This is a genomic window from Streptomyces sp. NPDC058773 (genome assembly GCF_042746015.1).
Taxonomy (GTDB): domain Bacteria; phylum Actinomycetota; class Actinomycetes; order Streptomycetales; family Streptomycetaceae; genus Streptomyces.
Genome location: NZ_JBHYPE010000019.1, coordinates 95,600 through 104,747, shown reverse-complemented (window position 1 = coordinate 104,747; position 9,148 = coordinate 95,600). Strand labels below are relative to the sequence as shown.

At 72.4% G+C, this 9,148-nt stretch carries 12 protein-coding genes; 8 read left to right on the top strand and 4 right to left on the bottom strand.

The features are described 5' to 3' along the window. The first annotated feature begins 99 nt into the window (after window positions 1-99). The 5 genes from ACFW5B_RS18790 to ACFW5B_RS18770 all read left to right on the top strand — a co-directional run bounded on the left by ACFW5B_RS18790 (window position 100) and on the right by ACFW5B_RS18770 (window position 3,428). Window positions 100-675 carry a TerD family protein gene (locus ACFW5B_RS18790; RefSeq protein WP_386440283.1) on the top strand — a complete coding sequence of 192 codons (576 nt, stop codon included), beginning with the start codon at window positions 100-102 and terminating at the stop codon, window positions 673-675. Window positions 676-942: 267 nt separating this feature from the next. Beyond that, on the top strand, window positions 943-1,173 hold the full coding sequence (locus tag ACFW5B_RS18785; protein WP_386440281.1) for a hypothetical protein: 231 nt from the start codon (window positions 943-945) through the stop codon (window positions 1,171-1,173). Then, a complete protein-coding gene (locus ACFW5B_RS18780; RefSeq protein ID WP_386440279.1) occupies window positions 1,170-2,156 on the top strand; it encodes an acyl-CoA desaturase in 987 nt (328 codons plus the stop codon). Before ACFW5B_RS18785 ends, ACFW5B_RS18780 begins: the two co-directional genes overlap by 4 nt. Then, window positions 2,153-2,578, top strand: a complete 426-nt coding sequence (locus ACFW5B_RS18775) for a DUF5994 family protein (RefSeq protein ID WP_386440277.1) — start codon at window positions 2,153-2,155, stop codon at window positions 2,576-2,578. The genes ACFW5B_RS18780 and ACFW5B_RS18775 overlap by 4 nt, the downstream gene beginning before the upstream one ends. Window positions 2,579-2,909: 331 nt before the next feature. After that, window positions 2,910-3,428 carry a DUF6344 domain-containing protein gene (locus ACFW5B_RS18770; protein WP_386440275.1) on the top strand — a complete coding sequence of 173 codons (519 nt, stop codon included), beginning with the start codon at window positions 2,910-2,912 and terminating at the stop codon, window positions 3,426-3,428. A 413-nt stretch (window positions 3,429-3,841) separates the two neighbouring features. Here ACFW5B_RS18770 and ACFW5B_RS18765 read toward each other — a convergent pair whose 3' ends face one another. Both ACFW5B_RS18765 and ACFW5B_RS18760 read right to left on the bottom strand, forming a co-directional pair. Then, window positions 3,842-4,021, bottom strand: a complete 180-nt coding sequence (locus ACFW5B_RS18765; protein WP_386440273.1) for a DUF5708 family protein — start codon at window positions 4,019-4,021, stop codon at window positions 3,842-3,844. A gap of 118 nt (window positions 4,022-4,139) precedes the next feature. Next, window positions 4,140-5,405 carry a sensor histidine kinase gene (locus tag ACFW5B_RS18760; protein WP_386440271.1) on the bottom strand — a complete coding sequence of 422 codons (1,266 nt, stop codon included), beginning with the start codon at window positions 5,403-5,405 and terminating at the stop codon, window positions 4,140-4,142. A 179-nt stretch (window positions 5,406-5,584) separates the two neighbouring features. On the opposite strand from ACFW5B_RS18760, the gene ACFW5B_RS18755 reads away from it, so the two are divergent. Beyond that, window positions 5,585-6,208 (top strand): transglycosylase family protein, encoded by a 624-nt coding sequence (locus ACFW5B_RS18755; protein WP_386440269.1) that lies wholly within the window; start codon window positions 5,585-5,587, stop codon window positions 6,206-6,208. Window positions 6,209-6,374: 166 nt separating this feature from the next. Continuing rightward, window positions 6,375-6,752 (top strand): hypothetical protein, encoded by a 378-nt coding sequence (locus ACFW5B_RS18750; protein ID WP_386440350.1) that lies wholly within the window; start codon window positions 6,375-6,377, stop codon window positions 6,750-6,752. A 93-nt stretch (window positions 6,753-6,845) separates the two neighbouring features. Here ACFW5B_RS18750 and ACFW5B_RS18745 read toward each other — a convergent pair whose 3' ends face one another. Together ACFW5B_RS18745 and ACFW5B_RS18740 are read right to left on the bottom strand one after the other, a co-directional pair. Then, window positions 6,846-7,256, bottom strand: coding sequence for a hypothetical protein (locus ACFW5B_RS18745; RefSeq protein ID WP_386440267.1), 411 nt, complete (start codon window positions 7,254-7,256; stop codon window positions 6,846-6,848). Window positions 7,257-7,513: 257 nt separating this feature from the next. Further along, entirely contained in the window at window positions 7,514-7,801 is a 288-nt protein-coding gene (locus ACFW5B_RS18740) for a hypothetical protein (protein ID WP_386440265.1), read from the bottom strand. A 186-nt stretch (window positions 7,802-7,987) separates the two neighbouring features. Between ACFW5B_RS18740 and ACFW5B_RS18735 the strand changes: the two genes are divergently transcribed. Beyond that, entirely contained in the window at window positions 7,988-9,118 is a 1,131-nt protein-coding gene (locus ACFW5B_RS18735) for a site-2 protease family protein (protein ID WP_386440263.1), read from the top strand. Window positions 9,119-9,148 lie beyond the last annotated feature (30 nt).

Below are 9,148 nucleotides of genomic sequence, written 5' to 3'. Positions count from 1 at the left end.
CGGCCCGTAGCCGGCCCCGTCGATCCCCGCCGCCAGACTTCTACACCCCTGTAGATTTTGAGGCTCATCCGGAACGCAGGCAACACCTGGAGGGAAGCCATGGGAGTCTCGCTGGACAAGGGCGGCAACGTCTCCTTGTCGAAGGAAGCACCCGGACTGACCGCGGTCACCGTCGGCCTCGGCTGGGACGTGCGCACGACCACGGGCGCGGACTACGACCTGGACGCCAGCGCGCTGCTGTGCACCGAGGCGGGCACGGTCGCCTCGGACGCGCACTTCGTCTTCTACAACAACCTCACCAGTCCCGACGGCTCGGTGAAGCACACCGGCGACAACCTGACCGGCGAGGGTGCGGGGGACGACGAGTCCGTCGAGGTCGCGCTGTCGGACGTGCCCGCCGAGATCGCGAAGATCGTCTTCCCGGTCTCCATCCATGAGGCGGAGGGCCGGGCGCAGAGTTTCGGACAGGTCCGCAACGCCTTCATCCGCGTCGTCAACCAGGCGGACGGCGTGGAGCTGGCTCGCTACGACCTGAGCGAGGACGCCTCGACCGAGACCGCGATGGTCTTCGGCGAGCTCTACCGGCACGGCGCGGAGTGGAAGTTCCGCGCGGTGGGCCAGGGCTACGCGTCCGGCCTGGCGGGCATCGCGTCGGACTTCGGCGTCAACGTCTGAGGCCGGGACCTGCGGGCAGGGGAGGGCGGCGGCCGCCGGCGGCGCCGCCCCTTTCCGGCCCCGGCGGACCGCCGTCCCCGCCGCCCATCATCTACACCCTTGTAGAGGCTCCCTGGCCGCGGCTCCACACCGCCAGGGCACCGGCCCATACCCACCCATAACGGGATATGCCGCGCCGGTGCGGGGTACCGTGAAGACACCAAGGGACTCGGGGACCACAACACCGGGCGCGTCCGCTGCTGCGGCCCCCCGAGTGAGGTGAGCACCATGCAGACTCTGTGGACCGTGGTCGTGCTGCTGGCGCTGGTGGCGCTGGGAGCTGTGTTCATCGCCCGGGTCAATGCCCAGCAGGCGGGGCGGATGCACACCCATCGGTACGCGGACTGGAAGCGGTCCGTACGCCGGCGGAAGCACAAGCAGCCGCACGGCGAGGCCCACCCGGGGACCCCGGCGGCCGCTCCGCCGCCGGCCTCCGGCGAGGCGGGAAACGACCGGTGACGTCGACCGCCCGCACCGCCTCGTCGGGCCGGGACTACGACGGAACCTCCCCGTTCCCCGACGACGGCACCGACTCCCCGCCGAGCAGCGGCCGGCGGATGTACGTCACCGTGACCGGCATCATCGTCGCCGCCCCGTTCGTCGGCCTGGCCGTGGGGATTCCCCTTCTCTGGGGCAGCGTCGTCCGCCTCACCGACCTCGTCCTGCTGGCCGTCTTCTACGTCATCAGCGGCCTGGGCGTCACCATCGGCTTCCACCGCGGCCTGACCCACGGCAGCTACACGGCCGCCCCCGCGCTGCGCATCGCGCTCGCCCTCGCCGGTTCGCTCAGCTTCCAGGGCGATGTCATCGACTGGGTTGCCACCCACCGCCGCCACCACGCCTATACGGACCGGCCCGGCGACCCGCACTCCCCCTACCGCTACGGCACCAGCCTGCGCGGCCAGCTGCGCGGACTGGTCCACTCGCACATCGGCTGGCTCTTCGGCGACGACCCCACCTCGCACCGCCGCTTCGCCCCCGATCTGCTCGCCGACCCGGGAATCCGCGCGGTGGACCGGGCCTTCCCCGCGCTGTGTCTGCTCACCCTCGGCCTGCCGTTCGCGCTGGGCTGGGCGCTCGGCGGCTCCTGGGTCACCGCGCTGACCGCCCTGCTGTGGGCGGGATTCATCCGCATCGCGCTGCTGCACCACGTCACCTGGAGCGTCAACTCGCTCTGCCACCTCATCGGCGAGCGGCCCTTCCGCACCCGGCGCCACGACCGGGCGACCAATCTGTGGCCGCTGGCCCTGCTCTCGTTCGGCGAGAGCTGGCACAACCTCCACCACGCCGACCCGACCTGCGCCCGGCACGGCGTCGACCGCGGCCAGCTCGATGTGTCCGCCGCCGTCATCCGGCTCTTCGAACGCCTCGGCTGGGTACGGGACGTGCGCTGGCCCGACCCCGAACGGGTCGCCGCCCGCCGCCTCAGGAGCACCGCATGACCACCCCCGGGGACCCTCCCCAACCGGGCCGCCACCCGGCGCCGCCGCCCGTGGCCCGCCTGGCCATCGCCCCCCACTCCGCAACGGTCCGGCGGGTGAACGGCCTCTGGTGGCCGCACTCGACCGACCTGCTGCCCGAACTCCCGGAGCTGCTGGCCGCGTTGCCCTTCGACTGGCCCCGGATCACCCACGCCACGGTGAACGGCGCGGCCTGGTCCGCCCTCCCCTCGCACACCCTCGTCGCCGGTCACGTCGTCCGCCTCCGCAGAACCACCGGCCGCCCCGGCCCCGACACCATCTGCCTGGTCTCCGCCGGCCACGGCCGCTGGGACCTGCTGCTCATCCCGCCCAGCACCCCCGAGCCCGCGGCCGTCCGCATGATGGCGGAGATGGCCCGCCGCGGCGAGCCGACACCGGCCTGAGCGGGCCCGCACGGCACGCCCCACCAGGGATTCCGCCCCGTGCGCGGATCGGCATCAGCTGATCCGCCGACCGGGGTCCCGGCCTGTCGGCGGCCGGTTCCCGGCGGCCCCGGCTACTGCGTACGGGTGGTGTTCATCCGAAGAACGCCGATCCGGGGGCGTCGGTCCGTGAATCCGCTCATTACGTACTCATCATAAGAAAACGCAACAGAAGCGACGCCATCCCAGTGGTGCACCGGAGGCGACGCGACTGCGGCGAAGCGACACAGGAACACAGCGGAAGCAGACGCAACGGATCTCTCGGGGAGATCCCGACCGAAAGTGAGGGGCCATGGCTGCGACCAAGGTCATGAAGTTCTGGGCGGTGTGCCTTGCCGTGCTCGGCAAGCTGCTGGCATCGCTGGGTGTCTCCGCGACGGCATCGGCCGCGCGCCGGGACGCCGCACTGTACGAGCGGACCCTGGGCAAGGGGAGCGCGGGCACCGACGCCCCGGGCACCGACGGCCCGGAGCCAGGAGGCGGCGCCGTGCCGGACCCGCATCCGGAACGGGGAACCCACGCCGTACCCGCGCCGCGCTCCGTACCGCTCTACGGCCAGGCCGACCCCACCCGGCGGATGTTCGCCCGCCCGGAGCTGCCGCCGACGATCAAGCAGCGCATCAGGGCCGAGGCGCACGGCACCTCGCCGGGAATGCGCAGCCGCGCCTCCGCCGGCACCGAGCCGCTGACCGCCGCCGGCCACACCGTTGCGGCCGGAACCGCGCCGGGCGCCGGGCGGAAGGCCGCGGAGGCACGCTCCGCCGTCATTCCCGCGGCCCGCAACCGTGCGCACTCCGCCCGCTACGTCTGATCCGCCGCCGCCGCACACGGCGTGCGCCAGGCATCAACGCATGTGCTCCGCGCGGCAGTACGGACGCGCAGCGGACGCGGCGATGAACGACAGCGGCGATGAGCCGCAGCGATGAAGCACCCCGGCGATGAGCCGCAGCGATCACACCACCCCAGCGATGAAGCGCCCCAGTGGGTCACCACTCGCCGCACCTGCGGCAGTTGACGTGAGCTGAGTGGGTTGACGTGAATCGGCAGTGACCACTTCGGCCGGCGCAGGCACACCGGCCCGGCCGGTCGGCGCAGGCGAACCGGCCTGAATGACCCGACGTACCCGTGGCGCACGAGTGGCGCACAGTTCTTTCCGCGCGATGCGCGTTCTTTCCTCGCGTTGCGTTCTTTGCTTGCCTTATTGATCTGCCCTCTTTCTCTTCCCTATTTCTTTGCCCTTTTTCCGAGTCCGAGGAGCGCGAACAAGGCCTCCGCGGCACCGACGATCGCCAGTATCAGCCCGATCTTGTGCAGCGAGACGACCGGCGTCTCCACCTCTTGCGTGGTCAGCCAGAGGACCAGACCGGCGAGCGCCAGAACAATGCCCAGGGCAACACCCTTCATGGGTTTCCCTCGTTCCCGTGTGATGGTGTCGGACGTGTGCGTACGGACCAGGATTCCGTCCGCCCGGCACCCGTGGATCATCCGCAGGTAGGCACTTTTGCCCGCCGGCTGTCACTTTCTATGTACGGCCCTGCCGGGGCAGCGGGAGCACCGCCCGCACCCGCCACCGTCCCGGGGCGGCGGGGTCGGGGCCCGCGTCGAAGCTGCCGCCGGCCAGCGCGGCCCGCTCGGACATCCCGGTGAGCCCGGCGCCCGCACCGGTCGTCAGCCGCTCCACGGGGTCCTGCCGGGCCCGGCCGTCGGGGCGGGCCAGCGGGCTGTCGACCGAGAGGGTCAGCTGCCCGGCGCCGGCTTCGCAGCGGATCCGCACCTCCCCCGACGAGGCGTGCTTGAGGACATTCGTCAGCGCCTCCTGCACGATCCGGTACGCCGTCACCTCGATCACCGATGTCACCTCGGGGAACTGCGCGGGGAATTCGGTGTGCAGGGTCAGCGCCGCCGCGTCGGCGGCCGGCCGGGCCTGCTCGACCAGCGTCTCCAGCGCGTTCAACTGCGGCCGGTCCCAGTCGTCGGCCTCGCCCCGGTCGGACCGCAGCAGCACCACCATCCGGCGCATCTCGGCCAGCCCCTGCACGCTGTTCTCCCGGATCACCGAGAGCGCCTGCCGCACCGGATCGTCCTCGTCCGCACCGTCGTCCCGGGTCCGCCGGGCGTCGGTCAGGGAGAGCACGGCGCTGGAGTGGATGGCGATGGCGCTGAGGTGATTGGCCACCAGATCGTGCAGCTCACGGGCCATCCGGGTGCGTTCGGTCTGGAGCGCGGTCCTGCGGTCCAGCTCCGCCAACCGGTCGATCTGAGCGGCCCGTTGGCGCTCGGCGTCCGCCCGCTCCTTCTGGTTGCGGATCAGCACCGCGGTCCATACGGGGGAGACGAGCAGCACCGTGACGAGGAAGCCGATCGTCACGCCCTCGGCGCGGTTGCCCAGGAGGACCAGGGCGACGGTGGTCGCCACGGAGACCGCCACGCTCCCGGTCTGGAGGACCCGGCACAGCCACGGGGCTCCGTACAGGGCGGCCGCATAGAGCAGATCCGTATAGACGAAGAGCGGGCCCAGGCCACGGCCGGCCGTCATCTCCACGGCGACCGTGACGGTGCCGACGCCGAGCGCGGCCAGCGGCCGGGTGCTGCGGAAGGCGGTCGCGGTGCACAGCACGAGCACCGGCAACACGGCCCGCCAGACCGGGATGTCGCCGCCCCTGACCGGTGGCCCGCCCACCACGTACAGGATCAGACAGCCGGCGAGGAAGCCCACGGCGAGTCTGAGGTCACGGAGCGGCAGCGGGCCGCGGTGCGCGTGCGTACTGGGGAAGGGACGTAACCACACACAAGGACAGTACGTCGGCGGCGGCCTGCGTCGGCCGGGGTCCAGCCGGGTGAAACCCCCGCATGTCGCGGGCCCCGGACACGGCGTAAACCATATTGCCGGGTTAGTTGGTGCGTGCCCACCGGTCGTGGCGAGGAGCGCGTCACGGCGTTGCCGGAGCACAGCGGAGGAATGCCGTCATGCCGTCACCCCTCGCCAAACGGTCCGTCGAAGCGCTGCTGTCCCTGCTGCTGGTCGTGCTGAGCGTGCTGGGCGCGGCCGCCCCGGGCGCCGCGGCGGCCGGGGCGGCCACCGGCCCGGTGCCGGACTGGGAGCGCATCGCCGCCTGCGAGAGCAACGGCCGCTGGCACATCAACACCGGCAACGGCTACCACGGCGGGCTGCAGATCGACCCCGCCACCTGGCGCGCCTACGGCGGCCGCCGGTACGCCCCGCGCGCCGACCTCGCCACCCGCGACGAGCAGATCGCCATCGGGCAGCGCATCGCCCGGGACCGTGGGCTGTCCGCCTGGCCCAACTGCGCCCGGACCACCGACGGCGACGAGAGCGCCTCCCGTGCCGTGGAGCGGAGCCCGTCGGCCGATCCGGCCCCGCAGGCGGCTCCCCGTACCCGCGCCCTCACCTCTCCCCGCCACACCACGGCCCGCAGTTATGTGGTGCAGCCCGGGGACTGCCTCTCCGTCATCGCCGCCCGCACCCACACCCCGGGCGGCAGCAAGGCCCTGTACGACCTGAACAAGGACACCCTCGACCAGGGGCCGGACCACATCTACCCGGGGCAGCGGCTGCGGCTGCGGGCGTGAGACCGGCGGCGGACTCCGCCGCCGGGGTGGCCACGGACGGCCGACACGGTGAATCCGCTGATCGGTGCGGGTGAATGCGCGGGACGGGCCGTTGCTCAGGCTTGGTGGACGGGTGCCGGGCCGGTAGCAAGACCGCGGTATCAACCGCGACGTGCAGGAGCACACAGTGAAGAACATGGCACGCATCAATGGTGTGATCGCAGGGGCTTGCGGTCTGCTCCTGGCCGTCGGCGGGGCGTCGCCCGCCCAGGCGTGGGACGGGCCGTTCGACGGGGACGGGGTGTGGAACAGCGACACCTTCGCCAGTTTCCACGCCGGATTCAGCTGCCGCCACCGGGCCAGGATCTGCATCAACGGGCCGCTGAACAGCGGAAACGTCCGGAACTCGCAGAACGTTCACCTCTCCGGCAACAACAGCAACAGCGGTAGCCCGAAGAACGTCAACGGCAACACCAACGACGATGCCGGCGGCACGACCGGAGCCGAGAACAAGACCAGCAACAACCTCCAGCACATCGGCCGCAGCGGCCGGCAGAAGCTGTGATCCGGCTGCTGTGAGCGGCGAGCGCCCGGCGGAATCCGCCGGGCGCTCGGGGGAACGGCGCTCGAAGCGGCCACGGGCCGTGGCCGGGCCGGATCAGTGCAGGAGGCGTCCCAGGACCCGCTGCACACTGTTCCCGCTGCCCTGCGAGGCGCCGGTCGCGGAGTTGGCGCTGTTGGTCGACCCGTTGGTGTTGGCGATGTTGCCGCTGGCGTTCGGGTTGCCGTGGTTGATGAAGTTGCCGCTGTTCAGGCTGTTGCCGCTGTGCACCGCGCCGTTGATGCAGGGGTGCGGAGACCGGAAGACCGGCGAGTTGTAGTTGAAGTCGGCGAGGCGGTTGTTGCAGACCACTCCGGAGACCATGCCGGCCACGGTGCCGACGTCGGCGCCCACGACGGTGGCGAGCAGCGAATCGCTGGGAACCACCTGGGCCCGGGCGACGCCGCTGCCGAGCAGCACCAGCCCGCACGCCCCGACGATGCCGCCCGCCTGCGCAATTCTTCTCACGTCGCTCCTCGCCACTTCGTCGTCGGATGCCAGACGTATCGTGCTGCCGCGGTAGGTCCGCTTTCGTCTTCAACCCGCGGGGAGCGAAACCCCCGGCGGCCACAATCAGCCGGGTGGCGCAACACGTCGCGGGGCGGTTCGCGAGACGGCCGGGTACGGGCAGGCGGGAGGCGCCGGCGGCGGTCCGGGGCGGGCGGACCGCGGCGGCCGTGCCACCCGGCGCGGGCCGGTCGTCCGGCGCCCGGCGCACCGGAGGCTCAGAGCACCAGCCGCTCCGGCATCGGCTGCTCCACACCGTCCAGCTCCAGCGTGCACCGCGGGACGGACGGGACGAGATGCGGCTGGCGCAGCAGGATGCGGAACGGGTGGGCGGGCTCCTCGGGGAGCTCGCCGGTCAGCACGTTCATCCCGGCGCTGTGTTCCTTCCGGTACGCGATGACCTTGCCGTCGACCAGCAGCTCGATCTCCCCGGACCGGCCCGGCCCGACGTTCACGGTGATCGAGTGGTCACCCCGGTCCAGATGGAAGTGGTGGCGCTGGCCCATGACGCACCTCCGGCAGTCGTCGGTCACGACCGGCGCCGCCGTCCGTACCTGCCGCGGGCCGGTCCGTCCTTCCAGCGTAGGTTCCGCGAGCGACAATTGTGGTGGGTGCCGGGCGGCCGGTTCACGGAGCGCGGGTCGGCGAGGCCTGCCCGGGGAAACCGGGCGCCGGGCCGGCAGGAGACGACGATGAACGGCTCGGTCCGCGTCGGACAGGTGGTCGGGGTACCGCTGCGCATGCACTGGAGCGTGCCGCTGCTGGTGGGCCTGTTCGCGTACGGACTCGGCCGGCAGGGCCTTCCCGTATGGACGCCGGGGCGCTCGTCCGCGGTGTACGCGCTGGCCGGAGTGGTGGGCGCGGTGCTGCTCCTGGGCAGCCTGCTGCTGCACGAGACGGCGCATGCCGCGACGGCGCAGCGGAAGCAGATCTCGGTGCAGGACGTGACGCTGTGGGCGCTGGGCGGGACGACCCGGATGGGGCGGCCGCCGACCGCGGCGGCGGCCTTCGCGGTGGCGGTCAGCGGGCCGCTGATCAGCCTGGTCATCGGCGGGATCGCGCTGGGGGCCGGGATCGGGCTGCACGGCCTGTCCGGATGGGCGGTGCCCTCGGTCGTCCTGGCCTGGCTGGGCTGGGCGAATCTGTTCCTGGGGGTGTTCAACCTGCTGCCGGCCGTGCCGCTGGACGGCGGCCGGGTGGTGCAGGCGGTGCTGTGGTGGCGCACCGGCGACCGGGAGCGGGCGGATCTGGCGGCCTCCCGGGGCGGCCAGATCATGGGGATCCTTCTGGTGGCGGCCGGCTGGATCTCCGTGCTGCGCGGGTCGCCGGGCGGACTGTGGATCGTCTTCATCGGCCTCTTCATCATGATCGTCGCCGGTGCGGAGCGGCGCCGCGCCGGCCTGCACCGGGCGCTGCGCGGAATCCGGGTCGGCGAGGCGATGACCGAACCGGTGGCCACCGGCGCCGACTGGCTGACCGTGCAGCGCTTCATCGACGAGGTGGCCGTGCACTCCCGGTACTCCGCGCTGCCGCTGCTCGACTTCGAGGGCCGCCCCAGCGGCCTGGTGCAGCTGCGCCGGCTCGCGACGGTCCCGGCCGCGAGCCGGGAGACGCTGCGGGTGCGCGAGGTGGCGACCCCGCTGTCCCAGTGCGCGGTCGCCGCCCCCGAGGACCTGCTGACCGAGGCGCTGGACAAGCTCAGTCTGCGGACCGGCGCCCGCATCCTGGTCGTCGACGGAGGCCACCTGGTGGGAATCGTCACCGGCAAGGACATCTCCCGGCTGATGCGGCGCGACACCCTGGGCACCCGGGGGAGCCGCTGACCGGCGGGCGCGCGCCGCCGCCCGTCGGCG

Bases quoted from the DNA above. Each gene is read 5' to 3' on its own strand.
- ACFW5B_RS18785 (WP_386440281.1), top strand. From the start codon at position 943: ATGCAGACTCTGTGGACCGTGGTCGTGCTGCTGGCGCTGGTGGCGCTG.
- ACFW5B_RS18790 (WP_386440283.1), top strand. From the start codon at position 100: ATGGGAGTCTCGCTGGACAAGGGCGGCAACGTCTCCTTGTCGAAGGAA.
- ACFW5B_RS18755 (WP_386440269.1), top strand. From the start codon at position 5,585: ATGCCGTCACCCCTCGCCAAACGGTCCGTCGAAGCGCTGCTGTCCCTG.
- ACFW5B_RS18765 (WP_386440273.1), bottom strand. From the start codon at position 4,021: ATGAAGGGTGTTGCCCTGGGCATTGTTCTGGCGCTCGCCGGTCTGGTC.
- ACFW5B_RS18740 (WP_386440265.1), bottom strand. From the start codon at position 7,801: ATGGGCCAGCGCCACCACTTCCATCTGGACCGGGGTGACCACTCGATC.
- ACFW5B_RS18775 (WP_386440277.1), top strand. From the start codon at position 2,153: ATGACCACCCCCGGGGACCCTCCCCAACCGGGCCGCCACCCGGCGCCG.
- ACFW5B_RS18735 (WP_386440263.1), top strand. From the start codon at position 7,988: ATGAACGGCTCGGTCCGCGTCGGACAGGTGGTCGGGGTACCGCTGCGC.
- ACFW5B_RS18770 (WP_386440275.1), top strand. From the start codon at position 2,910: ATGGCTGCGACCAAGGTCATGAAGTTCTGGGCGGTGTGCCTTGCCGTG.